At 70.9% G+C, this 26,244-nt stretch carries 22 protein-coding genes and 5 pseudogenes; 10 read left to right on the top strand and 17 right to left on the bottom strand.

Annotation, left to right across the window (positions count from 1 at the left end):
- Positions 1-222: 222 nt before the first annotated feature.
- The 4 genes and pseudogenes from OOK34_RS00005 to OOK34_RS00020 form a co-directional block, all read right to left on the bottom strand.
- Positions 223-776 (bottom strand): annotated as a pseudogene (locus tag OOK34_RS00005) (ABC transporter ATP-binding protein); the annotation flags it as partial.
- Positions 773-1,528, bottom strand: a pseudogene (locus tag OOK34_RS00010) (ABC transporter permease subunit); the annotation flags it as partial. The pseudogenes OOK34_RS00005 and OOK34_RS00010, both read right to left, overlap by 4 nt.
- A gap of 51 nt (positions 1,529-1,579) precedes the next feature.
- The gene (locus tag OOK34_RS00015; RefSeq protein WP_267031774.1) at positions 1,580-2,215 is read right to left on the bottom strand and encodes a VOC family protein; all 636 of its coding nucleotides are present in this window, start codon (positions 2,213-2,215) and stop codon (positions 1,580-1,582) included.
- A 260-nt stretch (positions 2,216-2,475) separates the two neighbouring features.
- A complete protein-coding gene (locus OOK34_RS00020; protein ID WP_323183381.1) occupies positions 2,476-2,793 on the bottom strand; it encodes a Scr1 family TA system antitoxin-like transcriptional regulator in 318 nt (105 codons plus the stop codon).
- 1,410 nt (positions 2,794-4,203) lie between these two features.
- Here OOK34_RS00020 and OOK34_RS00025 point away from each other — a divergent pair.
- Both OOK34_RS00025 and OOK34_RS00030 read left to right on the top strand, forming a co-directional pair.
- Positions 4,204-4,788 (top strand): hypothetical protein, encoded by a 585-nt coding sequence (locus OOK34_RS00025; RefSeq protein ID WP_267031776.1) that lies wholly within the window; start codon positions 4,204-4,206, stop codon positions 4,786-4,788.
- 107 nt (positions 4,789-4,895) lie between these two features.
- Positions 4,896-6,164, top strand: coding sequence for a hypothetical protein (locus tag OOK34_RS00030; protein WP_267031777.1), 1,269 nt, complete (start codon positions 4,896-4,898; stop codon positions 6,162-6,164).
- A gap of 79 nt (positions 6,165-6,243) precedes the next feature.
- On the opposite strand, the gene OOK34_RS00035 is transcribed toward OOK34_RS00030, so the two are convergent.
- From OOK34_RS00035 to OOK34_RS00045, 3 genes are all read right to left on the bottom strand, one after another.
- The gene (locus tag OOK34_RS00035; protein ID WP_267031778.1) at positions 6,244-6,396 is read right to left on the bottom strand and encodes a hypothetical protein; all 153 of its coding nucleotides are present in this window, start codon (positions 6,394-6,396) and stop codon (positions 6,244-6,246) included.
- 518 nt (positions 6,397-6,914) lie between these two features.
- The gene (locus tag OOK34_RS00040) at positions 6,915-7,058 is read right to left on the bottom strand and encodes a hypothetical protein (protein ID WP_267031779.1); all 144 of its coding nucleotides are present in this window, start codon (positions 7,056-7,058) and stop codon (positions 6,915-6,917) included.
- Positions 7,059-7,277: 219 nt separating this feature from the next.
- Positions 7,278-7,475, bottom strand: coding sequence for a hypothetical protein (locus OOK34_RS00045; RefSeq protein WP_267031780.1), 198 nt, complete (start codon positions 7,473-7,475; stop codon positions 7,278-7,280).
- Between the two features lie 220 nt (positions 7,476-7,695).
- Here OOK34_RS00045 and mobF point away from each other — a divergent pair, with 220 nt between their 5' ends.
- Together mobF and OOK34_RS00055 are read left to right on the top strand one after the other, a co-directional pair.
- Positions 7,696-9,453 carry a MobF family relaxase gene (mobF, locus tag OOK34_RS00050; RefSeq protein ID WP_267036572.1) on the top strand — a complete coding sequence of 586 codons (1,758 nt, stop codon included), beginning with the start codon at positions 7,696-7,698 and terminating at the stop codon, positions 9,451-9,453.
- A complete protein-coding gene (locus tag OOK34_RS00055; RefSeq protein WP_267031781.1) occupies positions 9,450-9,776 on the top strand; it encodes a hypothetical protein in 327 nt (108 codons plus the stop codon). The genes mobF and OOK34_RS00055 overlap by 4 nt, the downstream gene beginning before the upstream one ends.
- 516 nt (positions 9,777-10,292) lie before the next feature.
- Here the strand turns inward: OOK34_RS00055 and OOK34_RS00060 are convergent.
- From OOK34_RS00060 to OOK34_RS00070, 3 genes are all read right to left on the bottom strand, one after another.
- Positions 10,293-10,760, bottom strand: a complete 468-nt coding sequence (locus OOK34_RS00060) for a hypothetical protein (RefSeq protein WP_267031782.1) — start codon at positions 10,758-10,760, stop codon at positions 10,293-10,295.
- Positions 10,761-11,373: 613 nt separating this feature from the next.
- A complete protein-coding gene (locus OOK34_RS00065; protein WP_267036573.1) occupies positions 11,374-12,471 on the bottom strand; it encodes a MerR family transcriptional regulator in 1,098 nt (365 codons plus the stop codon).
- Between the two features lie 160 nt (positions 12,472-12,631).
- A complete protein-coding gene (locus OOK34_RS00070; RefSeq protein WP_267031783.1) occupies positions 12,632-13,159 on the bottom strand; it encodes a GNAT family N-acetyltransferase in 528 nt (175 codons plus the stop codon).
- Between the two features lie 90 nt (positions 13,160-13,249).
- Here OOK34_RS00070 and OOK34_RS00075 point away from each other — a divergent pair.
- Positions 13,250-13,510, top strand: a pseudogene (locus OOK34_RS00075) (transposase family protein); the annotation flags it as partial.
- On the opposite strand, the gene OOK34_RS00080 reads toward OOK34_RS00075, so the two are convergent.
- Complete coding sequence (locus tag OOK34_RS00080) at positions 13,486-14,796, bottom strand: FAD-dependent monooxygenase (protein WP_267031784.1); 1,311 nt, start codon at positions 14,794-14,796, stop codon at positions 13,486-13,488. The pseudogene OOK34_RS00075 and the gene OOK34_RS00080 overlap by 25 nt on opposite strands.
- A 177-nt stretch (positions 14,797-14,973) precedes the next feature.
- Here OOK34_RS00080 and OOK34_RS00085 point away from each other — a divergent pair, with 177 nt between their 5' ends.
- Positions 14,974-15,936: a TetR/AcrR family transcriptional regulator C-terminal domain-containing protein gene (locus tag OOK34_RS00085; RefSeq protein WP_267031785.1), complete on the top strand. Its 963-nt coding sequence runs from the start codon at positions 14,974-14,976 to the stop codon at positions 15,934-15,936.
- A gap of 47 nt (positions 15,937-15,983) precedes the next feature.
- Positions 15,984-16,205: pseudogene (locus OOK34_RS00090) on the top strand (transposase family protein); the annotation flags it as partial.
- Between the two features lie 29 nt (positions 16,206-16,234).
- On the opposite strand, the gene OOK34_RS00095 reads toward OOK34_RS00090, so the two are convergent.
- The 3 genes from OOK34_RS00095 to OOK34_RS00105 all read right to left on the bottom strand — a co-directional run bounded on the left by OOK34_RS00095 (position 16,235) and on the right by OOK34_RS00105 (position 19,834).
- A complete protein-coding gene (locus tag OOK34_RS00095; protein ID WP_267031786.1) occupies positions 16,235-17,923 on the bottom strand; it encodes a sensor histidine kinase in 1,689 nt (562 codons plus the stop codon).
- A gap of 124 nt (positions 17,924-18,047) precedes the next feature.
- Positions 18,048-18,866 (bottom strand): ABC transporter permease, encoded by an 819-nt coding sequence (locus OOK34_RS00100; protein ID WP_267031787.1) that lies wholly within the window; start codon positions 18,864-18,866, stop codon positions 18,048-18,050.
- Positions 18,863-19,834, bottom strand: coding sequence for an ATP-binding cassette domain-containing protein (locus OOK34_RS00105; protein ID WP_267031788.1), 972 nt, complete (start codon positions 19,832-19,834; stop codon positions 18,863-18,865). The genes OOK34_RS00100 and OOK34_RS00105 overlap by 4 nt, the downstream gene beginning before the upstream one ends.
- 264 nt (positions 19,835-20,098) lie before the next feature.
- Here OOK34_RS00105 and OOK34_RS00110 point away from each other — a divergent pair, with 264 nt between their 5' ends.
- Positions 20,099-20,779 (top strand): response regulator transcription factor, encoded by a 681-nt coding sequence (locus tag OOK34_RS00110; protein WP_323183382.1) that lies wholly within the window; start codon positions 20,099-20,101, stop codon positions 20,777-20,779.
- A 397-nt stretch (positions 20,780-21,176) separates the two neighbouring features.
- Positions 21,177-22,667 carry a hypothetical protein gene (locus tag OOK34_RS00115; protein WP_267031789.1) on the top strand — a complete coding sequence of 497 codons (1,491 nt, stop codon included), beginning with the start codon at positions 21,177-21,179 and terminating at the stop codon, positions 22,665-22,667.
- A gap of 65 nt (positions 22,668-22,732) precedes the next feature.
- Here OOK34_RS00115 and OOK34_RS00120 read toward each other — a convergent pair.
- Positions 22,733-23,502 (bottom strand): annotated as a pseudogene (locus tag OOK34_RS00120) (transposase).
- Positions 23,503-23,542: 40 nt separating this feature from the next.
- Positions 23,543-24,136: a hypothetical protein gene (locus OOK34_RS00125; RefSeq protein ID WP_267031790.1), complete on the bottom strand. Its 594-nt coding sequence runs from the start codon at positions 24,134-24,136 to the stop codon at positions 23,543-23,545.
- Between the two features lie 145 nt (positions 24,137-24,281).
- Between OOK34_RS00125 and OOK34_RS00130 the strand changes: the two genes are divergently transcribed.
- Positions 24,282-25,178 carry a transposase gene (locus tag OOK34_RS00130; RefSeq protein WP_267031791.1) on the top strand — a complete coding sequence of 299 codons (897 nt, stop codon included), beginning with the start codon at positions 24,282-24,284 and terminating at the stop codon, positions 25,176-25,178.
- 71 nt (positions 25,179-25,249) lie between these two features.
- On the opposite strand, the gene OOK34_RS00135 is transcribed toward OOK34_RS00130, so the two are convergent.
- Positions 25,250-26,119, bottom strand: coding sequence for an IS5 family transposase (locus OOK34_RS00135; protein WP_267031792.1), 870 nt, complete (start codon positions 26,117-26,119; stop codon positions 25,250-25,252).
- Positions 26,120-26,244: the final 125 nt, after the last annotated feature.

Consider the following 26,244-nt stretch of genomic DNA (forward strand, 5'->3'; position numbering starts at 1 on the left):
GCCGAGGTGTTGGTTGGCGTTCGACCCGGCGGAGTTGTCTCAGCTGTGGGCTGTGGTGTCTATGGGTGGTGGGTTTGGAGGCGGCGTCGTACGTCTTCGGGTTTGATGTCGTTGAGCCAGGAGCCGAGGCCGGCTGCCATGACCAGGGGGTCGATGCCGAAGAGCTGGCCGATGTGGTGCATGTCGCGGAGGCTGTACTTGATCTGGCCGTCTTGTCGCTTGCCGCAGCGCGGCCCGTACGTCGGCCCGCACTCCCGTGCGCAGCGTGCTGTCCAGGGCGTTGAACGGCTCGTCGAGCAGCACCAGTTGCGGCCGCGGGGCCGGTGCCCGGGCCAGGGCGACGCGCTGCTGCTGGCCGCCGGACAGCTCGTGCGGCATCCGGTCTCTCTGTAACCGGCCAGCCCCACCAGCTCCAGCATCTCCTCGACGCGCGGGCGCCGCGCCGCACGGTCGAGGCCGGTCAGCCCGAAAGCGACGTTGCTGGCCACGCTCAAGTGCGGGAAGAGCGCTCCCTCCTGGGGCACGATGCCGATGCGGCGGCGCTCGGGCGGCAGGTGGACGCCGGGGCCGCTGAGGGTCCGGCCGCCGATCGTCACGGTGCCCGCGTCGGCGCGCAGGAAGCCCGCGATGATCCGCAGCAGCGTGGTCTTGCCGCAGCCCGAGGGGCCGAGGACGGCCGCCAGCGCGCCGCCGGGCACCGTGAGGCCGAGCCCGTCGAGGACCGCGGCGCCGGGATCGTAGGCCTTGGCCAGACCGGTGATCTGCAGGTCGGTCATGTGCGGTGCCTTCCGAGGAGGTAGGACGGTACAGCGGCCAGCAGGATCAGCGCGGCGGCGTACGCCGCGGCGGCGGCGAAGGATCCGCTGCCGGTCTCCGTCCACGGGCGGGTGGCGAGGGTTTCCATGCCGGTGGGCCGCAGCAGGGTGGCGGGCAAGTTCCTTCATGCACACCACGAAGGTCAGCGCGGCTCCGGCGGCGACGCCGGGCGCGGCCGGCGGGACGGTGACCTCGCGCAGCAGGCGCAGCGGGGAGCGGCCCAGCGAGCGGGCCACGTTCCCCAGTACGGGCGGGGACTGGAGGACGGCCGCGCGGGTGGCGGCCACGGCGACGGGCAGGAAGAGCACGGCGTAGGAGCAGACCAGCAGCGGGAGTTCCTGGTGCAGCGGTTCGGCGTAGCGGACCGCGAAGAACACCAGGGACAGCGCGACGGTGATGCCCGGCAGGGAGTGCCCCGCGTAGGCGGACTGATCCAGCAGGCGGGCGGCGCGGCCGCGGTGGCGGGCAGGGCCAGCAGGGTGGTGAGCGCGGCGCCCGCGGCGGCGATGCCCAGGGTGGTGCCGGCGGTGTCGAGGAGCCGGGAGGGGTCCGAGGTCGCGGAGTTGCCGACGGCGAACCAGTAGCCGAGCGTGGCCAGCGGGGTCAGGACGGCGATCGCCGTGACCGTGGCGCACCAGGCCAGCGCGGGCCACCGCCATCGGCCCAGCGGTACCGGGAGCGTGGGGCGGGCGGTTCCACCGCCGGTACACGCGCTAGCGAGGAGACCCCAGCCGGCTGCTCCCGCGGGGCAGTCGGGCCCTGGTCAGATCGTGACCGGGCCGTGGGCGGTGGCGAACTCGACCGAGACCAGGCCCGGTTCCTCATCCTCGACCCAGGTGACGTCGATCTGGTCGAGGGGGTGGTCGGCCGGTTCGCCGAGGAATTCGGCGATGGAGGCGGCGTCGCCGGCGATGGAGACCCCGTGGATGGTGGTGGAGGTGCGCGGGTCGGCGCTCGGGCGCTCCTCGATGGGGACCAACCACTGAAGGAAGTAGGGCAGTTGCGGGTCCTCCAGCAGTTCCAGCAGGCCGATCTGCTTCCACCTCAGGTCGAACCCGTCGGGGCGGACACGGTGGCCCTCGGCCGAGGTGCGGCCGAGGCGGGCCTCGACCGGGGCGATGTCGTCGACGGAGACCACCCAACCGAGCCAGCCGCCGCCCTCGGCGGCGCGGCGCGCGACCGCTTGGCCGAAGGGTGCGCGGTCGGCGGCGGGGTGGTCGAGTGTGGTGACGACCTCGACGTAGGTGTCGCCGCTCAGCGGGAGAATAAAATTGCGGGTACCGAATCGCGGGTGCACGCCCCCGTCGACGAACCCGGCGCCGAGGGCCGATCCGATCCACTGGACGGTCGAGACGAAGCTGTCGCGGGCCACCGCATAGGACACGTGATCAAGTCGCACCGTGCCATCATCACCCGCCAACCCGTACAAATCCCGACGCCACGCCCGCCGCCCCGGCCGTGTCCGCCGTGGATTCAGCCGTGGAGCGGATCGATCATCGTCATCCGGCGGGGGGAGGCCGGTAGAAGCCAGGCAGCAGCGCTGCCGCCTCGTCGAGGCCCACGACCCGCTCGATCAGCCGCTGCGGGGCGAGCGCTGCTGCCACAGGATTTGGATCCGGCATGCAGCACCATGCGCACCGCACCTCCAAGAGACAGGCCCTAGACCTGTTCGGTGGCCTCCACGAAGGTGCCGCCGAGGATGGTCTCCAGCTGGACAACCGCAGGCCAGGGCTTCTCGAAGTTCACCACGCTGAACAGGCCGAGCAGCCCAGGGTGCGCTGACGCGGACATCGGCATGACCTGGATGGTGATGTTGGTCCGTAAAGCAGGTGTTCCAGCTGGTCGAGCATGATGGAGCCGCGGACCTCCTGCCGAAGCTCGGTTTGGTGAATGACCGCGCGCAGCTTGAGGAAGCTCTGTCCGTACGGGACAGGATGGCCTGACGGGCCATGCGTACATCGACCAGGACCTGAGCATCCTGGGGAGTTTTGGGTGGCAGCATGCCCGCAGGGTCGGGCGGATCCCCGGCCCGCGTTACGGTTACGCGTGGGAGACGTCGCGCAGGACCGCGAACACGCGGTTCTCGCCAGCAGCTTCTCGGTGCGGCATACCACCAGCCGTCCACACCCCGCGCACGGCGGGCGGGAGCTCCTCCCCTCGGTCGGTGAGCCCGGTCCAGAACGCTATATCGGTCCTGCGCTCCGTGCCGGCCGGGACAGTTCCGTCTCGGGGTCGGGAGTCCCGGGCTGGTAGCAGCCCTCACAGATCAGCAGGAGGCGCGCCTCCCAGGCCCTTCTGCGTCGGGGCCGGCTGAATCCCGTGACCAGGTAGCCCACCCCGGTCTACTCCCGGTCGCACATCGGCAAACACAAGAACCCTCACGTGCAGCCATAACCCCCGTCGACAAGAAGACCTACACGCCTAACCGCAACGGGAGCGCGGTCTACGGCGAGTGGGTGAGCCGCTTCGACGGGCAGCTTGGGGGCGAATTCTTCGAGGTGCGTGGCGGCAACCGTGCACGAAATCCGGATGAACGACTGCGGTTCGAGCGGGCGGCCGTTGACGGTGGTGAAGAGGTGGCCGCTGTCGGGGCTAGCGCCAGCTCGGTGGGGGAGGTATTCGTCGATGACGTGGACGGCGTCGTGGTGGATGGGGCTGGAGGCAGGTGGCTCTGCCACACCACCGCGCCCGTGACCGCACGATGGCCGCTCGGCCCGGTCTGCACCCCCTGCTACCGGAACGCACGCAGCCACCCCATGCCCTGCCTGCTCTGCGAGCGGACCCGGGTGCTGATCGGCCGCGTCGACCTGCGCCGGGTCTGCGGGCCCTGCGCCGGCGTCCCCGACCCCTACGCCTGCGAACGCTGCGCCGGACCGCGCTCCTACAAGGTCGGCCGACTCTGCGACCGCTGCGCCGTCGCCGACCACCTGCAGGACCTGTTCACCGACGTGCCCGAAGCGGCGGGCACCGGGCCGCTCGCGGCGATGCGGGCGGCGCTGGCCCAGGCCTCGGATGCGGGAACGGTCCTGAACTGGCTGCGCGGTTCCCGCTCCGCCCGCCTCCTGCACGACCTCATGACCACAGGCCGCCCGCTCTCCCACACCGACCTCGACGCCACGATCGACGGCCGATCCACGGCGATGACCGCCGAGTATCTGCGCGGCCTGCTGACCGCCTACCAGGTCCTGGAGCCCCGGGACGAACTCGCGGTGCGGATCGTCCGGCACCGCCGAACTCCTCACCACGACCGCCGGGCACGGCCTGACCATCGCCACCCTCGACCAAGGTCGCCTCGACGCCTGGCTCGCGGCCAACCCAGGAACCCGCTACGAAGTCCGCGACTTCGTAGTCTGGGCCCACCGCCGCCACCACGCCCGCGACCTCCTCGTGCCGCACCGCCCGAAGGCCGACCCGGTCGGCCTGGACGAGGACTCCCACTGGGACCTCCTCCACCAGTGCCTCACCGACACCCGCCTCGACCTCGACGTCCGGGCCGCCGGCGGGATCCTCCTGCTGTTCGGCCAGCACCTCACCCGGATCGCAACACTGCCCACCACCGCCTTGACCACCCACGACGGGACGGCGTTCCTCACCCTGGGCCGGACCCCGATCCCGCTGCCCACCACCCTGGCCGACATCCTCACCACCCTCGCCGACCGCCCCGCTCCCCAGGGCTGGGCCGCGAACACCAGCGCAGGATGGCTGTTCCCCGGCCACCTGCCCGGCGCCCATATCTCCGCCGCCGCCCTCAGCCGACGCCTGGCTGCCCATCACATCCCCAACCGGCCCACCCGGACCACTGCGCTGGTGGCCCTCGCGTGCGACCTCCCGCCCGCGGTCCTCGGCCCGATGCTAGGCCTCCACCCGATCACGGCCGTCCAGTGGCGTCGTCGCGCCGCCACAGACTGGACTGCCTATCTCCAAGCACGCCAGCGCGCCCTTACCGACGGGCCTCCACACCCCGTGCACTGATCCGGTCGTCAGGGAAGCCCGCCGGGCCGTGCCAGCTTTGCTACCCCCGTCGGGCCGATCCGGCAGATCTACACTGAGCTGCGAGAACGCTACGGGGGAGCAGGGTCATGGGCGTAGGTACGGGTACGAGCAATGCGGTGGACGGCGAGTGCGCCGTGACCTCCGCGGTCCGGGCTGGAGACACCGACTTGGTGAGGACCCTTCTCCGGGAGAATAGCGACCCCGATTACCTGGACGCCGCGTTCTGCCTGGCCGTCCGGATGCACGCCGGGCACATCGCCCAACTGCTGCTCCAGTACGGTGCGGACTCCGGCCAGAGCAGGCCCGAGGACCTCATCCCCTTGAGCGAGGGGGTCGACTCGGGTTCGCCCGCTCTGTTTGAGGCGCTCCTGGGCCACGAGATCCGGGGCAGATATCCCGAGACCGAGCTCCTGGAGGCGCGGGACCTCGCACGCCGCTGGCACGAGACGGGGGCCGAGGCCGAACTGCGACGCCGTACAGGATCCCGGGATGCCATCGTCCGTACGCAGGTTCAAGACGACGAGTACGACAGCGTCGACGAGTTCACCCTTGGTGGCATGACCGTGCGAGACGGCCATGGGGCGATCCTCACGTTTGCCGAGGAACTGCTCGGGGTCCGGACCTCGTTCGAGGAGCTGATGGACCGCGCGTTGGCCCACGCCGACCAGGAGAACCACTCGACATGGAACAGTGTCACCATCCTGTTGGGCGGCCGACGCGATGAGGCGACCTGGACAGCTGCCGCAGCGCTGCGGACGGACCCGGACCCGTCCCGCCGATTGTTCGGTGCCGAGGTGCTCCGGCTGACCCATCTGTTCGACGACAGCGACGAGGACGCGTTCGCTGGTCCCGCTCTGGACATGTTCACCGACTGGTCGGCCGAGGAGACGGACCTCGCCGTGCTCACCGAGGTGCTGGTCGCTCTTGGTGAACACATCGACCCCCGCGCGGAGGCGGCTCTTCTGCCTCATGCCGGCCATCCCGATGCCCGAGTACGGCGTGCGGTGGCGCAGGGATTCAGCGAGTGGTCGTCGCCGCCGGCCTTGTCTGGCGACGCTCGCAAGGCACTGCTGCGGCTGATAGCCGATCCGGACGCCGTGGTTCGGAAGACTGCCTGCTGCACGGTTGCCGGGGCCAGGGACAACGATCCCGTCCTCGCCGATGCCATGGCCGCTGTGCTGGGCGACGCGGACCGCCTGGTCCAGCTAGCCGCCGTCTACGGACTCGCCCTCCACAACGACGAACGGTGCGTGGAAGCAGCACGCCTTCTCGGCCCGCCGCAGCGCGGTTCCCTGGAAGAGGAGGGCTACCTCGAGGCGGCGTGGCGCTACGAGTGGCGTCGCGACCACCCCTGACGCCCCCTGCCTTGGCCTATCAGGTGCTCCGGAGCTGGAATACCGCACGGTTCGAATGACGCTCCCCGCCAGCTGGTGGCTACGGCTGGACCACCGAGCGGCGCCGCAAGTACGCCAACGACATCAGCAGCGACGTCACCCTCGTCGGCGTCACCGCCCGCTCCAACCGGCAGAAGAGCGACCAGGACCCGGCGACGTGGATGCCGGCCCCGGCGGTGCACTGCCGGTACATCGGGGAGTGGTGGCCACGAAGCACCGGTGGGCGCTGGCCGTGGACCAGGCCGAGCGGGAGGCGCTGCTGCGGTACGCGGCGAACTGCCCGAACGCGGTGCTGGCCTTCGAGCGGGCGTCCTGACCGCCGGCTCTCGTACGGTCCCGGCGCGGGCCGCCACCACACCGGTGGCGGCCCGCGCTGTCGAGTGTCCGGAGCCGGCCTCGGGGTCCCCCGCAGCGGTGAATTTTCCCCTCGCGTACGCGAGTACGGGATCCGGCTGTGCGCCCCCAACTCGTTCACAACCAGGGCTGACTCACTGCTGCTCCTCCTGGTTACCGGAAGGATGAACCAACCAATCAGCGCCCGCCGCCCGCAAGACCGCCTCGGTCAGGGGTCGGCGAGCATGGCGTGAGTGCCGATCCGCCGCCACACGATGTGGCGGGCCCCGCACCGCAGCTCCCAGCCGTACGACCACGTCGTGCGCCCGTCCGGCGCTCAGGTGAGTAGGTAGACCCCGGGGGTGAGCCGAACGCCCTTCACTGGTGGAGGCCGGCGCGGAAGCAGCCGGTGCGCAGGTCGTCGACGAAGGCCGACACGGTCTGGCGGAAACGGCGGCGCTGCGCTGGGGTCAGGCGGTCCAGGCCGGCGGTGAAGCGGGGCAGGGCCTCGTACGTGGGCACGGTGAACTCCTCCAGGAAGCACGAAGCCCCCGGCCGGTGACCGGGGACGAGGGTGGCTGTTCGTGTTGAAGGGCGTCGGTGACGTGGTCTGCTCAGCGGCGTCGGTTGGTTGGGGCTGTCGTGCGCTGGTGTGCGTTCGATGACGCTCGATTGGGTTGGAGTGGGATTCCGGGGTGGGTGGGGCTCCGGTGGCCGGGGCGCAGCATTCGCACGTCCGCCTCAGTTCTCGTAGCGGGCGCGCATCGCGTCCCAGAACTGCTGGGGCCGGGTGGCCTCGCAGTCGTCGCAGCGGTACCCCTCGAACCAGACGCGGGCCGGGCCGTCCTGCTGGCCGGACTCGCGGGAGCGGCCGAACTGGGGGCGGAGCAGCCGAGAGCGCAGCGGGCAGGAGTCTGCGTAGATCACTTCGTTCGACATGCGGTGGACTGTGCGCACGCGCACGGGATACCGTCTCGGGCTGCCGCGGCGGTCCGCCTGGCGGGCGCCGGGGGCAAAGAGTTGGTGATGGCTTCCCGCCCGGCGGGACGGAGGCCGGATCGCGCTTTCTCGCAGGTCACGGGCGAGGTTCCATGGCTCGGTGATCAGCGAAGCTAAGGTTCGTCCGGGGAGCGGGTGGCGCTATCTCTTCCGCGGTGTGATGGTCGGTGACGGCCAGCGACCGGCGGGTAGGCCGCTGCGCGCCGCCCAGGACGAGGCCGGGGTCCCGCCCGGCGTCTGGAAGGGACGGGGCCTTGCCGCGGTCGGCCTCACGGCCGGGGATGTGGTGACCGAGCGGCAGGCCGAACTCCTCCTCGGGGAAGGCCGGCACCCGGGCGCCGACCGGATCGAGCGCGAGCGCCTGGAGGCGGGCGACACCCCGGCGAAGGCGCGGCGGGTGACGGTGCTGGGCAGGCCGATCGAGCACAACCAGTCGCCCGAGACCGAGAAGGCGAAAGAGCGGACGCCTTGGCTGGCGATGGACTTGGTGTTCCGGGCCCCGTCGACGGCACACATCGCGTGGGCGCTCGGGGACGACGAGACCCGCCTGGTGCTGGAGCTGTGCCAGGACATCGCCCGGGACAAGACGCTGGCGTGGCTCGAGGACGCGGTCGCACAGATCCGCTGGAAGAGCGGCGGCAAGCAGCGCAAGCCGATCCGGGACGGGCTGATCGTCGCGGTGTTCCGGCACTACGAGTCCCGGGCGGCCGAGTCGAAACCGCTCCTGCACGACCACGCGGTCGTGTCGATCCGCGCCCGGCGGCCGGACGCAGCAGGTACGTGGGGCAATCTGTCGGCCGACTCGATGCTGGCCAACATCGTCTCGGCCGACACCCTCTACACCCTCTACTTCATGGAGGAGGTCTCGGCCCGGCTCGGGTGGGCGTGGGAGCCGCGCGAGGTGACGCCCGGCCGCCGCCCGGTCATGGAGATCGCCGGGATCGACCAGCGGCTCATCGGCTGGCAGTCCACCCGCCGCCAGCAGATCGAGGACGCCCTCCCCGTCCTGGTGGCCAAGTACGAGGAGCGGCAGGGGCATGCGCCGGGGGAGCGGGCCGCCTACGCGTTGGCCTGCCAGGCCGCCGACCGGACCCGCTCGCCCAAGCGCAAGGAGCTGCGCTCGCTGGCCGAGCTGCGTGCCGTCTGGCGGGATTCGGCGACCCGGGCGTACGGAGCCGACGTCGTCGCCGGGCTGGCGGCGCCTGCCCGAGCAGCGGCAGCGGCGATATGGGCGCGGGTGCGCCCGGTCGTCGACGTCGCCCTGGCGGCCGTCAACGTCGCCGCCGTGGTGTCCGTGATGCGCGGCGGGTTCAAGCGCCACCACCTCCTCGCTGAAGCCCGCCGCCACCTCTCCTACGTCCTGCGCGGGCGACCCCACCAGCCCGGCCTGGACGAGGAGATAGTCCAGGCGGCCATCGACGGCTACACCCGCCCGGCCAGCCGGCGGATGATGACCGCCGACCTCCGCGCCCTGTGCCCGCACGACATCGGGGACCAGGCCGTGCTGCGCGCGCTGACCCGGAAGCGGTCCGCTTCTCCGTACGAGCAGGCCCGGCTCGCCGCCGGGGCGCTGACCGCCCGCGTCCACGCGCTACGCCGCGCGGACCGCCTGAACTTCCGGGCCCGGCCGCACACCGTCGCCGTGCCGACCACCCAGAGCCCACGCCCGAGCCTGCGCCCGGGGCGGAGGGCCGGCCGGGACCTTGAGCCGATGACGGACGTCGCCGCGGTGGAGCAGACCAGCCGGACGCTGGAGGCCGCAGCCGCCGAGATGGCCGCCCGGCTCCAGGCCGGCATCCGGGAACGAGCCGCCGCCCGCCGCAGCTCCCCCAAGCCCGCGACGGCCCTGCCGCCGAGCGCCCAGCAGCCTGTCCATCCCGCGCCGGGCCGGACCACACCCACCGGAGGAATCGCATGACCACCACGCCGCCCGCGGACCCGAGGATCGAAGCCGTCGCCGCCCGGCTGAAGGCAGCTTCCCAGGGACGCGCCGAGGCGTACGCGCCGCCGACGGACTGGCAGCCGATCTGGAAGCGGCCCCGGAAGCCGAAGACGGTCAAGGCGAAGAAGGCGGAGTTGGCCAAGCAGCGCAAGCGACTCAAGGCGGCCGGGATACGCCGGTTCTACGGCGCCCAGGCGCGCCGGCCCCGGCTCCGGCAGAACCGCATCGGCAGCGCCGCCGCCCGCCGCGACGCGCGCGCCCTGTTCCGGATGCGGCACTCGAACGCCTGGCTGTGGTGACGACGCAGGGCATCGTCCACCGAGTGGACCGCCCGATGCCGACACCGGGTGGAGCCCATCAAGTGGGCTCCACCGGGTGGAGTCCACTGCGGTACGCACCGATTGACGGTGGGCTCCACTCTCGGGCGCACCACGATGTCCCGTACCGCACCGGGTGCGCCCCATCCGACGATGCGCGGCGCTCTCGCCCGCACCCGGTGCGCCGCACCTGATGTGCACTCCCGCCCAGCACGGGCCACCCCCTTGACCAGGTTCGGTCGACCCCCTTGACCAGGTTCTCCACCGGCACGTTTCTCCTTGACACAGCAGGTTCCGGTCGCCGATCAGGGCCTGGTCAAGGGGGTGTGTGATAGGGCCCGCCGACGTGGCCGGGCACCTGGTGCGGCCGCAGGGTGGTGCGCATCATGGCCCCGGTGCGGTGCGGTGCGGTGCGGTGCGGTGCGGTGCGGTGCGGTGCTCGGCGGTGGAGGCCACCCGATGGGCGCGGGTGCGCACCACCGCCGTCCCCGGTGCGCACTACATGATGGACAGGCGCACCGGGTGGGCACCGGCCGGTGCGGGGTGGGCATCGAGGGCCTGGCCCACTCCCACCGCCTCCAGCTGGCGCAGGACATCGGCGACGTCCTCGTGGTCTTCGGTCAGGACGTGGAACACGAACTCAATGACGGCGTGGGCGATGCCCTCCGCCGCCCCGGGGCCGGCCTGCTCCCAGACACGCAGGGATTGCACCAGGACGCGCCCGACCGCTTCCAGGGCGAAGGCCGCGTCGCACGGCTCATCGCCCAGAGGCCCGGCCAGGGAGGTGACGGGGACGACGATCCGCTCGAGGACGTCGACGAGCAGCTCGGCCATCCGCGGCTCGGCGCCGGCGAACTCGGCGGCGGCTTCGAACTCAACGGCCTGGATGGCCCGGAGGTAGCTGAACGCGCTGATCGCCGCGGCCGGGGTCATCGGGGCGAGCAGCAGGGTGGTGATCTCGGGCATGACGGCTCCTCCTGTACGGGCCACCGCGCGGATCACGGCGGCCACGAACCGATGCTCGAACGAGGGCCCTGTGGACAGAGTCCGGAGCCGAGAGGAGGAGAACTCTCCCTCTCCGGGTTGATCACGATGCGATCACGGCGGAGAGGTTTTCCGAGGGCGGCGTCACACCCGGGCCGAAAAACCTACCTGTAGCAGGTGAATGGCGGGATAGGCCCGCCCTCACCCCTCCAGGAGCACCTGTGGCGAGCACCGCCGACGAGGCTGAACAGACCCCCGAACAGGCCCCGAAGACCCCCTCCGTAGACCCCTCAATCACCCCCTCCGCGCCCCGTCCCGCCAAGCCGGGCATATCCGCAGGTCAGACCGGGCGGGCAAGGGGTCGTCGAAGGTCCGACAACCCTCATGTACTCAGGAAGCCAAAGCACAGGAGGACTTCGACCGGCCCCGGACGGCGGCGGCCTGCGCCCGCTGCGCGACCCGGTCGCGGCCGGGCTCGGTGACGAGGAGGGGACGGAGGACTGACGGGGTGGCTGTGGAGCATCCCGGCCAGGAGGAGGAACGCGTCACCGTTGACCTGGCGGACGCCAGGTCAAGGACCGCGACCGGCGTCCATTCAAGCCATGAGTAGGCGGAGGCCGAGATCTGCCGCGTCGAGGTCGGCGAGGTCGCTGTTGCGCTCGGCCCACCGGCCGGAGTCGAGGTCGTCGCCGAGGCTTCGTACCGCCCGCTGTTCGGCCTGCGGACCGACTCTCGTCCATACCGACATCGCGCGGCGCACGTGATCCTCCAGGTACGCCTCCGGTCGGCGCCAGTACGCCTCGAACAGGCCGTCGGCGCAGTCCCACGGGATGGGCACCGGCTGGGCGCTGGCGCCGATCGCGTCGGCCATCCCGGCAAGCGAGGGAAATCCTGCGAGGACGCCGGCGAACTCGGGCAGGTAGTCGCGGGTAAGCCAGAACCGGTCCTGCCATCCGGGCTCGTCGGTATCGAACGTGAGCACCACCACACGGCGGGCCACGCGCCGCATCTCGCGCAGCCCCGCTATCGGGTCCCCCCAGTGGTGGACGGTGGAGACGGCCATCGCAACGTCGAAGGAGTGGTCCTCGAACGGCAGGCTCTCCGCGGCGGCGGCCACGCACGGAGCCGAGCCGGCAGGCCGCTGCCCCCGCATGACCGCCGACGGCTCCACCGCGGTCACGTCACGATCAGCAGGCTCGTAGGAGCCGGTGCCGGCACCGACGTTCAGCACCGTCTGCGCGTCCCCGAGCGCGTCCCGGATCTGCGCGGCGATCCGCGGATCGGTACGCCGTGTCGCGGTGTAGGCGCCGCCGATCTTGTCGTACAGCTGTGCACCGAGCATCTCCAGTTGCTCCTCCGGTGTCACCTTCAGTCCCTTCGCCCGTGCCTCGAGTTCCCTGTCGATGGACGCCACCATGGCGTCAGCGCGATCACGCCGCTCCAGCAGCAGGCCGCGCAGTCGGCGCAGGTGCGCGACCGCGTCGGTGGACGAGTCGCCGACCAGTTCCGCAACCTCCCGCAGCCCGAAGCCCAGCCGCCGATAGGCCAGCACCTCCCTCAGCCGCTCCACGTCGCCCGCCGAATAGGCCCGGTACCCGGCCGCGGTCCGCGCCGACGGCCGAACGAGCCCGATCTCGTCATAGTGATGCAGCGTGCGGACGCTCACGTCGGCCAGCTCGGCCACGCGCCCCACGGTCCAGTGATCTTCCACGGCAGCGACTATGCAGCCTGACGCCACGTGAGGGTCAAGGGCCTCACTCACAGCAGCAAGAGCCGAAGGCGAAGCAGCGGTCCGAGGCGACTCCTGTGGTCGGTCGCACTTCGCCGAAGGGTTGTCCCGCACCTGCTGGTCGTCACTGGGGAGCGACGCACAGGTCCCGGATGTACCAGTCGAACCGTGTGTCGTCCTTGCTGTGCGGCTGCTTGCCGGGGGTGAATCCTGCCCGCCGCGCGACGGCGGCGGATGCGGGATTCTCCGGCTCGACCTGGATCACCGCCTCCTCCCCGCCCTCACTGGCCGCGTACTGGGACGCCAGGATGACCGCGCGGGTAGCCAGGCCACGCCCCCTCCAGGACGGATAGAGGCCGTAGGCGACATTCACCTGGCCGGGAGTCAAGCCCTCCCCTGCGAACCGCAAGTCGATCGTGCCTGCGAGCGCCTCGTCGGCGGCTACCCGGATTCCGAAAGCGCGGAGTGGCCCGGCAGTGTCCCACTGTTCCCAGCAGTGCTGGAAGTACTCTTCAACGCCCTCGCGCGTGCTGGGGCCGCCGTTCAGCCAGCGAACCAGCAGCTCATCCTCCCCCGTGAGATGCGCCTCCACATCGTCAAGGCGCAGCGGAGACAGAGTGATGACCCCGTCGGACAGCTTCACTTCATGCATCCGCCGATTCTTGACGCCGAAGCTGCGTCGCACCACCGGATTCCGCGGGACGTCGCCCAGAGCTGCTCCATCACAGGGGATGATCTTGATGTGGCTGGTGTGATCACGGCGTCGGAGCCGTCTTCGATAGCCCCGTTCACCGGGCTGAGCCCGCGCTGCTTCGGCAAGCTGCTGACCGCACTGCGGCGCGATGGCGCGGTTGCGGTCCGCAGGAAACGACCATGGGGCCTTCCGCGGGAGGACCGGACACTGCTGGCCGCGGCGTACTGGCGGACGAACTTGACGATGCGCCAGGTCGCCCCGCTCTTCGGGCGCGGGCCGCTCGATCAGTCCTCTGCCCTGACGCTCATCTGGTGGGGCGCGTCGAGGCCGTCTGGTATGCGCTCGACCCTGTCTACACGTTCGCTGACCTGTGGTTGGGGCCGATCCCGTATGTCCGCGGCGAGACTGTACTCCGGCAGTGCGATGTCCCCGGCCTTGGCGAACTGCGCGGCGAGCAGGTTCCGCATCGGCCAGCGGGTCATCGACCGCATCGAGAGGTCGCGCAGCCGGATGCCGAGCCGGCCCGACGGTGCGTACCCGGCGGCTCCGCCGGGCGGCAGCTGCTGCGCCTGGCTCACGTACGGGCGCATCGCCGTGTCGTAGCGGTAGAAGGCGACACCGTGATCGCCCTCGGCAGCGGCGAGTTCACCGGCCAGGACGTAGGCGCCGACCAGGGCAAGGCTGGTCCCGAGGCCGGTCAGCGGGGTCGCGCAGTATCCGGCGTCGCCGAGCAGCGCCACGCGGCCGCGCGACCAGCTGTCGAGGCGGACTTGACCCATGGAGTCGAAGAGGAAGTCCGGGGCGGTGCGCATCGCCCGCAGCAGGCGTGGGGTCTCCCAGCCGACGTGGGCGAAGCGCCGGGCTACGAGCTCCTGTTGGGCGGCGATATCGCGGCGGTCGTAGGCGAGCGGTGGTGTGCGGAAGCTGAAGCCGGCCTTGATCTCGCCGGGGAGGCGGCCGGGCCGGGCGGAGACGACCAGGCCGCCGGGCGCGTTGTGCATCAGGAACCAGCCGTCGAGGTCCAGGTCGTCGAGGGCGGTGAACCAGGCCGTGTAGAGGTCGATCGGGTGAACGAAGTCCCGCTCCGGGCCGAAGGCCAGCGCGCGCACCACCGAGTGCGGCCCGTCCGCGCCGACGACGAGCGCGAACCGGCGCGGCGCGGCCTTCTCGAAGGTGACGGTGACCCCGTCCGCGTCCTGATCGATCTCGGTGATGGTGTCGTCGAAGAGGTACTCCGTGTCCGGCAGGGTGGCCTCGTACAGCAGACGGGCGAGGTCGCCGCGGAGGATCTCGATCTCGGAGACGATCCCCTCGCCGCCGAAGCTGTCGGCTGGCAGTCGGGCGGTGGTCCGGCCGGCGGTGTCGACGAGGGCGAGGCCGCGCTGGTCCACGCTCTCCGCCCTGACCTGGTCCATCAGGCCCATCCGTTCGATCACGGCGCGGCCGGCGCCGCGCAGGTCCACGGTCTGCCCGCCCGGCCGGGGTGTCGGCGCGCGCTCCACGATCGTGACCGTGAAGCCTCCCTTGCGTAGCCAGTACGCCAGCGCGGGCCCTGCGATGCCAGCACCGCAGATAAGTATCTCCTTGTTCGGCATGATGCGAACGTACGCCGTACGCAAGGTAGTGCGCAAGCATGAAATCGCTTTCCAGCATGAGGTATTGGGCAGTGCTGCACTAGTGCGGAAAGGCGGGAAAGTGTTCGGATGCGGGGATCGCCCGGCGTCGGAGGATAGGATGACGCCCATCCGGGTGCACTAGTGCGGAGGGTGTCGGTGGGCGGACAGGCGGTACCGCGATACAGCCAGATCGTCGCCGAACTGCGGCGGCGGATCGAGACGGGCGAACTGGCGCCGGGCGATCGCGTGCCCTCGACCCGCGAGATCACCCGGCAGTGGGGCGTCGCCATGGCGACCGCGACCAAGGTGCTCACAGAACTGCGCCGCGAGGGCATGGTCCGCGCCGTCCCGGGCGTCGGGACGGTCGTGGCGGCCCCGAGCCGCCCGGTGCGGGCCGCCCGACCCGCTGTCGCCGCACACCCGGGTGGGCCGTCCGACGCGTCCTCGGTCCAGGCGGCGCTCACGCTCGGACGGATCGTCGGTGCCGCCGTCACGGTCGCCGAGACGGAGGGGTTGGCCGCGGTCTCGATGCGCCGGGTGGCCGCCGAGCTCGGGGTGGCGACCATGTCGCTGTACCGGCACGTGGCCGACAAGGACGACCTGCTGACGCGGATGATGGACAGTGTCATGGCGGAGCACCCATTGCCCGCCGACGCTCCGGCGGGCTGGCGGGAGGCGATCGAACTGGCGGCCCGGCAGCTCTGGGACCTGTTCCGCCGCCACCCGTGGCTCGCACCGGCCCTGTCGGTGACCCGCCCTCAGATGATCACCTCGGCACTGCCGTACAGCGAGTGGATGCTTGCCACCCTGCACGCGCACGGACTCGACCTGCAGTCCGCCTTCACCGCGCACCTCACGCTGCTCAATTACGCCCGTGGCATCGCCGTCAACCTGGAGGCGGAGCGGGAGGCCGAGGCGCACAGCGGCCTGGACAGCGAGGAGTGGATGGACACCCAGGAGCCCGCGCTCCTGGCGATTCTGGGCACCGGCCGATTCCCCATGCTCTCCCGCCTCGCCACGGCCGGTTACGACCTCGACCTCGACGCCCTCTTCGAGTTCGGCCTCCAGCGCCTCCTCGACGGCCTCGCCTCACTCCTCAACGAGAGCTCCGTCGGCTGAACGGAGAGCTCGAGAGGCCCCGACCACCGACACCAAAAGAAGCTTCAGGCACCGGACTCGTCATGCCCCACCGTCGGCGCAAAGGCGAAGGCCTGCCCGACTGGAAGCAGGAACACAACAAGTCCCACAAGCAGGTCCGTGCACGCGTCGAGCACGTCTTCGCCCGCATGAAGACCTGGAAGATCCTCCGCGACTGCCGCCTCAAAGGCGACTGCGGCAACCGCGATCGTGCTCGCCGTCACTTCGCACACACCAGGCACCCGCAGTGACTCACTGAGAAACCCTCCCCGACGGGTGGTCAGGGCTGGCTTGCGGGCACGGTGTCCTTCGCCACCAGCGTGGTGCCGGACCAGCAAAGCCGGTAGAGGTCGACCTGGTCCAACAGGTCGCGGCCGGAACGGTAGAACTCACATGTGGCGCCGGGCGGCCGGGGTGCGGAACGGGCGTGGTCGGGCGGGTAGGGGAAGGCGCGAGCCGGCAGCAGAGGGGCGAGTTCGGTGCGCGGCCGGCCGGTGGTCAGCTCGTCGAACCGGGAGGGCGGCAGCACGCTCGTCGTCAGTTGCCAGGCAAGGTAGACGGCGGCGGGCACGAAGAAGGCGGCTGCGGCGACAGGCGCCGCGAAGGCGGCGACGGAGCGGCGTCGGGCGGCGCTCCGTACGTAGGCGAGCCGCTTGGCGGACTCCGGTGTGACGATGTCCCTGTCCGGGTGGAGAGCAGTCTCGGACGGCAACGCGGACCCGGTGTGCTGCCCTCGGGTCCAGGCCGGCGTTTCGGGCGCAGCCCCGGGTTCCGACGCCGATGTCCCGAGGCGGGCCGTGGCCTGGTGCGGGAGGACGGCGGTGACGTGGAACCCGCCTTCGTACGGCCCGGTCCGCAAGGAGCCGCCAAGGACCGTCACCCGCTCCCGAAGCCCTGTCAGTCCCCGGCGGCCGACGCCGCCCGCCTGGTCTTCGGCCGCGTGTGCCGGTCCGTCAGCCGGCGGGGCGGCGTTGACGACGCTCACGCGGGTACGGTCGGCCTCGTGTGTGATCCGCACCCGGATCGTACTGTCCGACGCGTGCTTCACGGCATTGGTGAGGGCCTCCTGCACCACCCGGTACATCCCGCGCTCGACCAGCGGGGACAGCGTGGGCACCGCCCCGCGCCGCTCCCAGCGCACCGGCACCCCGGAGGCGACCGCCCGTCCGAGGAGGTCCTCGACGGTGTCGTTGAGAGGCAGGCCCGCACCTGTTTGCGTGCCAGCCGGGTCGTGCAGGACGGCGACGGTCTCCCGCAGCTGCTCCACTGCGTCCGCGATCGTCCCGCGCAGCTCGGCGACGTCGGTGCGGTCGCGGTCCGTGAGGTCGGGGGAGAGTTCCAGGGCCCCGGCGCGCAGAGCGACCAGGCTCAGGGCGTGGCCGAGGGAGTCGTGCATGTCGGCCGCGATGTCCGCGCGTTCGGTCAGCCGCGCCCGCTCCGCGACCAGGTGTTGCCGCTCTTCCAGGCTCCGGGCCAGCCGCCAGCCCTCCCGTACGAGTTCGCGCCGGCCGCGCCAGTGCCGTCCGGCCAGCCAGGGCAGCAGAAGGGCGGCGGGCAGCACGGTCAGCGCGTAGAACCACCAGACGGCCTGCGTCCGCAGCACCGCGCACGTCGCGAGATCGGCCGCGAGGCACCCGGCGAGCACCAGGAGCGGGCGGCGTGCCGCGGCGACCCGGGCGCCCAGCAGACAACTCACGGCGGCCAACGACAGGACGTGGGCGTTGGCGGGGGTCGCGGAGTCGGCCAGGCCCAGCGCGCACAGCCCGTTGACGAGGACGACCGCAGCCCCCGGTCGGCGGCGGGACAGCGGTACGGCCACCGCCAGGACGGCCAACGGGAGGAGCAGGTCCAGGACCAGCGACGCCGCGCCCGCTTCCCGGAACCCGTAGCCGGTGGCGGCGGCGAGCACGCCCCACAGGGCCACGTCACCGCGTATGGACCTGGCTGGGGGTATGCGCGTGTGCAGCATGGCGCGTCGACTGTCCTTTCGATGTACGTCCTTCACTTGCCCGGGTCGATTCTGTGGGACGGGCCCGGACGCCCGACGAGGGGGTGGGCACGGTGAGGGCGTCCGGGCGGGTTCCGACGCGGGGTCAGGCGTCCCGGCGGCGCAGGACGTACAGGCCGATCAGGTGCGCGGTCGCGGCCCACGCCGCCACGATCAGGACCGCCGTCCCCGGCGTGTACGGGGCCTCGGCGCCGATGCGCATGAAGTGGTCTCCGGATCCGTGCGGCAGATGGTCGTTGACGTCCGCGAGCGTCCGGCCTCCGAGCCCCAGGAGCACGCTCGGCAGTGCCCACAGGAGTGTGACGAGGATCGAGAGCGTGCCGGCCGGGTGGCGCGTGGCGAACGCCACCCCGACGGTCAGGACAGCGACCAACGCCTGGTAGAGACCGACCGCGAGGACCTGCCGGAGGCTCGGGCCTGCCTCGAAGGAAGCCCGTCCGTCGAACGCCACCCAGGCCACCGCCGTGCCCACGACGGCGAACGTGGTGCCGGCGACGAACGCGACCACGGCCGCCACCAGTGCCTTCGCCGCCTGGACCCGATGCCGCCGGGGCACCCACAGCAAGGAAGCCCGCACGCTCCCCGTCGAGTATTCGGAGGTCACCGCGACCGTGGCCAGGACGACGACGGCGAACTGGGCGAGGACGGCGGAGGAGGCCGCCGCGTTCCCGACGGGCTGGATCGGATGCCCGTTGATGCGGGCGATCGAGGCGTAGTAGTAGGTGAAGACGCCGGTGATCGCGAGGCCCGCCAGAAGGCAGAGATAGGGGGATCGGACGGACCACAGTTTGGTCCATTCGGAGGCGATCGCCCCGGCGAAGCCACCGGGTGCGCCCCGGCCAGGGGTGTCGGGCACGGCCCGGGGCGGGGCCGTCCGCCCGTCGGCTGTCGTCGTCGTGGTCACTGTCGTCCCCCTTCGTTCGGCGCTGCGGCCGCGTCGGTCGTGTCCGCGCCTCTGCCGCCCGTTGTGTACTCGACGCTGCGCGCGGTCAGGTCCATGTAGGCCTGCTCCAGCGAAACCCGGACGTCGCTCAGCTGGTGCAACCGGACCCGGCAGTGGTGGGCCAGGTCGCCGATCTCGGCGGCGGTGCGGCCCTCGACGGTGAGTTCGCCGGACGCGGACGTCTCGACACTCACCCCGTCAGCCGTCATCAGGCGACGGACCAGCGTCGCCCGCTCCCCAGCGTCGGGCACCACGGCGCGCGCCGACGCGGGAGAGGCGGCAGCGAGGAACTCCGTCATGGAGATGTTGCTCAGCAGCCGGCCACGTCCGATGACGACGAGATGGTCGGCCGTCAGCTGCATCTCGCTCATCAGATGGCTGGAGAGGAAAACGGTGCGTCCTTCCGCCGCCCGGTCACGGACGAGCCGGCGGATCCACCGCACGCCGTCCGGGTCGAGGCCGTTGACCGGCTCGTCCAGGACGAGTACCGGCGGATCGCCGAGCAGGGCGCCCGCCACCCCGAGTCGCCCGCTCATGCCGAGCGAGTATGTGCCGGTCGGCCGCCGGGCCGCCTTGGTCAGGCCCACCGTCTCCAGTACCTCGTCCACGCGGCGTACCGGGATGCCGTTTGCCCGGGCTTGGGCGACGAGGTGTGTGCGGCCGGTACGGGCCGGGTGGACGGCCCGGGCGTCCAGCATCGCGCCGACCGCACACAGCGGCCGTCGCAGGTCCGCGTAGGGCCGGCCGGCGATCAGGGCCTGCCCGCGGGTGGGGTGGTCCAGGCCCAGGATCATGCGCATCGTGGTGGACTTCCCGGCCCCGTTGGGGCCGAGGAAGCCGGTCACGCGGCCGGCCTGGACGTTGAGTGTCAGCTCGTCCACGGCGAGGGTGTCGCCATAGCGTTTGGTGAGTCCTTGGAGGGTGATCACGGAGTTCCTTCATGTCGGTGGCGGACCGCGGAATACAGCACGCGGAAGTCGACGGTGGTGCACACCGGCCGACGCGTGGTGGGCCTGGCCCGGGGGCGGACGCCTCGTTTCCCGTACGGAAGCGACGCTAGGAGTCCGCGGCGTCGGCGCCCATCGGTCGAACGGCAGCTGCGTCCTGCCTTTCGTCGGGGGTGTGCCCCGACCCGGGGCGGATCTGTGGGGCTTGCCGTTCGCACGGTGGTGCGTCGGCCGTAGGCTCGCCGCGTGGAAGAGACGACACCGAGCAGCCGACCGGTCCGGGTCCTGGTGGCCGACGACGAGGCGATGGTCCGGGCGGGTGTGCGGGCCATCCTCACCAGGGACCCGCATGTCGAAGTGGTCGCCGAGGCGGGTGACGGGCACGAGGCCATCGCGCTCACCCGCCGGTACCGGCCGGACGTGGTCCTGTTGGACATCCAGATGCCCGGCTTGGACGGGCTGACGGCAGCGGCGCGCCTCCACCGAGAGCCGACGGCGGTCGGTGTGATCATGCTGACTACCTTCGGTCAGGACGAGTACGTCACCCGCGCCCTGGAGGAGGGCGCCGACGGCTTCCTGCTGAAGGCGGACGACCCGAGGGAACTGCTCAACGGGGTACGGGCGGTGGGAGCCGGCGGGGCCTACCTGTCCCCACGGGTCGCCGGCCGAGTCATCGCCGGGCTGCGCGCGCACCGGGCGGCACATCCTCACCGCTCGCTGGAGCGACTCACGGAACGGGAGCGCGAGGTGCTGGCCGGACTCGGGACGGGGCTGTCCAACGCGGAGATCGCGAGCCGGCTGCACCTGGTCGAGGGCACGGTGAAGGCGCACGTCAGCGCGGTGCTCGCGAAGCTGGGCGCGCGCAACCGGGTGGAGGCGGCCATCTCCGCGTACGAGGCCGGCCTGGTCCCGCCACGCCCCCGCTGACCCGGTGTCAGCGTCCCGCCGAGTGCCGATCAGTCCTTGGCCACAGAAGTACCTGGGCACCTGAGGGTGGCGCGGTGGCGCCCGCCAGCTTGTCGTCACACCTCAACAACGTTCCGCCCCGCCGAGGTACCCGGTTCAGCCCGGCGGCGTGCGGCGGGATCACGCTGCGCGACGTGTCGGGCGACCGCGTCGACGCCGGGGCGGGCGTACCGCTCCAGGGAACGGACGGAGGCGTGGCGTATCCCGAAGCCGTCACCGCGGCGCACACCGACTTCGCCGCCCTCCAGGCCGTCGGGGGCCTTCCGGGACAGGCGCCTGGAAGCGCGAAGGAGTTGGCCAGCATCTCCGGGCCAGCTCACGAAGACCATGATCAATCTCAGCGCCAGCCACGGTTCCATTGATCCCCGGGGCCGTCCTCTACGGCCACGGGGCCAATGCGTTCGCGACGTACCCGGGAATCACCCGGGCGAAGAAGGCGAACCACCTGTGGCTGCCCCTGGCCGCCATCGAGGGCGAGACCACCCGGGCCCAGCACGGCAGGGCGCGCTCGGAGACCGAGCAGCTGCACCGCGCCATCAACGCGTTCGCCCACTTCCTGAACCAGTCGACGCCGGATGGGCTGATCAGCCACGAACTGCGGGCCCCGGCCGAGCCCGTAGCGGCGGCACCCCGGCAGACCGAGCACGTCCAGCTCCCGGAGCAGGCACCCGGCCCGCCACCCCGGCGCGTCTCCGCACGCGCCGCACGGGCGGTGTCCCCGTCCGTCGCGCAAGCCCGTTGGCGCGAGGCCGAGCGGCAGGCCCAGCTGCGTACGCCGCTCGTCGACACCGGCCTCGCCCCCGAGCCGGACCCCCAGCCCGCCGGCGCCCCCGGCATTCCCGACGTCGTCGGCGACGTCGCCGGGGACCACCAGGAGCAAGCCGCCGAACACGCCGAGATGAGCGACGCGCAGCGCGCGCAGCTGGACCGGCTCAGGCTGGACAGCGAGATGCGGGCCGTTCCGCGATGGGAGCTGCGCCCGTACGGCACGTACAGCGACAGCAACCTGCGGGCGGCGATCAGCGGGTTCCTCGATGACGCCGAGGAGGCCGAGGAGAGGGCCGCCGAGGCAGTGGAAGCGTTCCGAGTTCTCCACGAGCGGATGGAGCAGGAGAGGGAGGAAGGCGCCAGCCGCGGCGCCAAGTGGGCGCAGGACGCTGGCGCTGTCCTCGACACCGCCGTCGGCCACCTCACCAAAGCGGTGAAGGAGGCCGAGGCCCTCGCCGCAGCCGAGAAGCAGGCCAAGGGCGCCCGCGAGATCCTTCCGGAGGTCGAGAAGCGCCTGAAGGCATCGCGGCTGAGCCTGCGCCTGGCCTTCACCAGCAAGAAGGAGGTCAAGGGGGTGCACGAGCACGTCCTCGGCGAGGCCATCGCCGGGGAGGACGAGGCCAAGCGCGCCAAGCGGGCCAGCGAAAAGGCCAAGGCCAAGGCGTGGGAGACCGTCCGCGACAGCGAGTACGCCGAGGCCTTCACCGCCGGCCGCTTCGCCCCGAAGGAGCTGCACGAGATCGCCGAGAAGTTCGCCGAGATGCGGGCCGCCCTGCCGCAGCAGGGGCACCGGAAGGACGAACTGGACGAGAACGAACTGGCCGACCTGAGCAAGACCGCCCGCACACAGGCGAAGAAGGCCGACGACGCGCGGGGCCACGCCGAACTCGCGGCCGTGGAGCAGAAGCAGCGCCAGGTCATCGCCGAGAAGTACCCGGAACTGCACAACGCCGAGACGAAGGGCCGCGCCGCCGAGCAGCAGCCGAAGCCGAAGCCCAAGGTTGTCCGGCAGCAGCCCGTCCCGGCCGCCAGCGCGGCACTGGCCCGGCAGGCGCAGAAGGGGCCAAGGCAGCGTCCCTAAGGGTTGTCCCGTAAATGATCTTCGGGTTCCTTCGGGCGCGGTTGATCACCGTCCGGCCCGCCGATCTATCCGGCGAAGGCGAGGTTGTGCATCCGGGCGATGGCGAGCATGGCGTGGTGGACGCCGTCGCCTTTGAGGCGACAGTCGCGGAGGATCTTCCAGGTCTTCATGCGGGCGAAGACGTGCTCGACACGGGCGCGGACCTGCTTGTGGAACTTGTTGTGTTCTTCTTTCCAGTCCAGGAGTTGGGCCTGGCCGCGATCCCGGCGGTGCGGGATGACGAGTCCAGTGCCCGGGTAGCCACCGTCGGCGATCGTGAGGGTGTTGCCAACGGCGGCCTTGGCGCCGGACTCCTCCCACGCCTTGCAGTCGTTGCGGTTCCCGGCAAGTGGCCGGCCGACCACGACGACCAGGCGGGTATCGGCGTCGATGACGACCTGGTGGTTGGTGGAGTACCGGTAGTTCTTCGACCGCTCGGCCACGGTGTGATCGCGGGTGGGAACCAGGGTGCCGTCCACAATGACACCGTGTCCTTGGCGAACCGCTCGCGGGGCCGGAGCACGAACATCGGCCCCAGATGGTCGATGATGCGGTCTGCCGCCGACTTGGACACCCCGAACAGCGGGGCGAGTTGCCGCATCGTCAGGTTCGTGCGCCAGTACGCCGCTACCAGCAGCGCCCGGTCCTCCAGCGGAAGCTTCCACGGCCGGCCCTTGCGAATCGCGTCCGCACCCTCGCGCCGCAGAACTGTAACCAATTTCCCGAAGGCACACGGGCTCAACCCGGTGAACGGGGCTATCCAGGACGGCTCCGACGCCGTGATCACACCAGCCACGTCAAGATCATCACATTCACGCCGGCCTGGCCTGTGAGCGTCAGACTGCTCTGCGACGTCGATAGTAGGCGTAAGTAAGGGCGAGCACGATCGGGCCCCACAGCGTCACCGGGCTGATGCACACACGTGCCAGGACCATCCACCAGTTGTTGCTGAAGGCGACCTCGTGGAAGCCCAGCAGGTCGAACCAGGCAAGGGGCATGGTGTCCCACAGCGCGACTAGGCCCAGTCCGCCCAAGGCCGCCGGAATGATCGCGGCGAGCGGCGCGACTCGCCGACCGCCGATCAGTGGCACCCAGTCCGGGACTCTCTCGCCCCACCCGCTGACCAGGCCGGTACAGAGCAGGGCCAGTGCCTCGGTGAGCACGCTCAGCCCGAACACGTAGGCCGGGGCCCACCACGGCATGGGCGGTGCCGACGGATCTACCGTCCCCATCGAGAAGCCGAAGGCGAACGGAAGCCGCCACAGGCAGTGCGGCAGGACGACGAACGGAAGGGCCTTCGCGAGCCGGAGCGCCCAACGCGGAACCGGACGCTCGGTGTCGCCCAGAGAAAGGTTGATCGGCATGACCCCACCGTCGCCGAACCTCGACGGCAGGGCGTCGGCCTCGCGGACGATCAGGATCCCCCACACGGGGGAGTCACCTGTTGATCGCATCGGCGGTTGATGGTCAAAAACGACTCGGAGCCCCTCCAAAGATCATTTACGGGACAGCCCTTACGAGCTCGTGCACGGTTGGCGGTGAGATGTCGAGATCGGGATCGTCGATCATGGTTGGGTGGTGGGGAACGCGACTCGTGCAGCGATCATCGGCGACCGAAGGGTCACGGGCCTGTCGGCCACGGTGATTGCTGAACTGGTCTCCGAGCTTGGGTTGTTGTGGCACGAACGGCATCAGGCCAGGCTCACGTCACGGCCGCGGAAGCGGGCATTGGGCGCCGGTGCGAGGCATCAGCTGGTGTTCGTCGACCGGCTGCTCGCCACGCTCGTTCATCTCCGCCACGCAACCACTCACGACGTCCTGGCCTGCTGGTTCGGGGTCGACCGCTCCACCATCACCCGGGCTGTCGGCGAGGTCCGGCCCCTGCTTGCCGAGCGAGGGTGCACCGTCAGCCCGGGTGTGCGGCTCAAGAGCCTGGCCCAGGTCGTCGACTATCTCGGCTCCAGCGGGAAGACGGGCATCATCGACGGCACCGAGATCCGGGTCCGGCGTCCGGCCGTCGGACGCAAGGACCGGGACAAGTTCATCTCCGGCAAGAGCAAGCAGAACGCGGTCAAGACCATGGTCGTCACGGATGGCGACGGCCGTGTCTGTTCTGTAGTCCTGCTAGGCCGTGTTTTAGAAGTCGTGGATCGGTTTGGATGGCCGTCCGGGGCGGTGGCGGATGGCCATCCAGATGGTGAGTTCGCGGGCGATGTCGTTGATGCTGGTCGAGGTGGTGACCTCGTGTTCACGGCGGCTGGCATCGCGGCGGACGACCTCGTAGCCTCCCTCGTCGAGGACGGCCACCGAGGCGAACCAGACCGGCTCGTCCTCGTCGGGCTGGACAACGACGAAGGTGTTGTCGGTGTCGTTGAGGTCGCTGATCATCATGAACAGCGCGTCCTCGGACGGGTCGTCGATGCGGTCTCCGTTCTCGCTGTCAGCGCCGTAGAGCCGAGCTCCCATCGCTGATACCTTCCCCTTCACACATGGTCAACCTGGTCGCGGTCAGCATGGCATGCGCAACCGACACCCCGGCTGGGTCACAGCCATTCACCGATCGCGGCAACCAGCACGGTGGCCTCGAATCGGACCGCGAGTTTGTCGAACCGGGTGGCCACCGCCCGGTTCCGCTTCAGCCGGTTGATGCCGCACTCGACCGCGTGCCGGGCCTTGTAGTCCTCACGGTCGAAGGCCGGAGGCCGCCCGCCGGCCGAGCCGCGGCGCTTGCGGTGGCCGGCCTGGTCGGCAGGTTCCGGGATCGTGCAGCGGATCCCGCGCCGACGCAGATACGCACGGTTCGCGCGTGACGAATACGCTTTGTCGCCCCGCACCCGCAACGGACGGACCCTTGGGCGTCCCAGCCCGAGACGGGGAACCCGGATGGCTTCCAGCACGGCCGTAAACTGCGGGCTGTCTCCCCGCTGACCGGCTGTGACCAGCAGCGATAACGGCTTCTGCCCTTGCTCGCAGGCCAGGTGAATCTTCGTGGTCCAGCCGCCGCGGGACCGGCCCAGGCCGTGATCGTCGGGTTCGGCCGCATCGCCGCCTGGCGGTTCCTTCTGCGTCTGGCCGTCGCGCCGGGCACCGGCCGCGTGCTGATGGGCCCGGCAGATCGTGGAGTCGACGTTCACGTCCCAAGTGATCAAACCGGCGGCGTCCGCCCGGGCCTGCAACCCAGTCAACACCGCCGACCAGACACCATCGCGTTGCCAGCGACGGAAGAGCCCATAGACCGTCTGCCATGGACCGTATTCCGTCGGCAGATCCCGCCACGGGGCCCCGGTCCGCACCCGCCAGCGGATCCCGTCGATCAACCGCCGTCGGCCGACCGACGGCCTGCCCACCCCCGCGACCGGCAACAACGGCCCCAGCGCCGTCCACTGGTCATCTGAAAGATCCCCTCGCCCCACACCGAGATCATCACGGCACGAGGCGAGACACGGACCCCAGTTCTAAAACACGGCCTAGCTGTCACCTGGTTCGCCGTTCGTTAACGGCACCCCAAGAAGGGCCGGCGAGCACCGCCTCGTGGAGG

Source organism: Streptomyces sp. NBC_00091 (genome assembly GCF_026343185.1).
Lineage (GTDB): Bacteria > Actinomycetota > Actinomycetes > Streptomycetales > Streptomycetaceae > Streptomyces.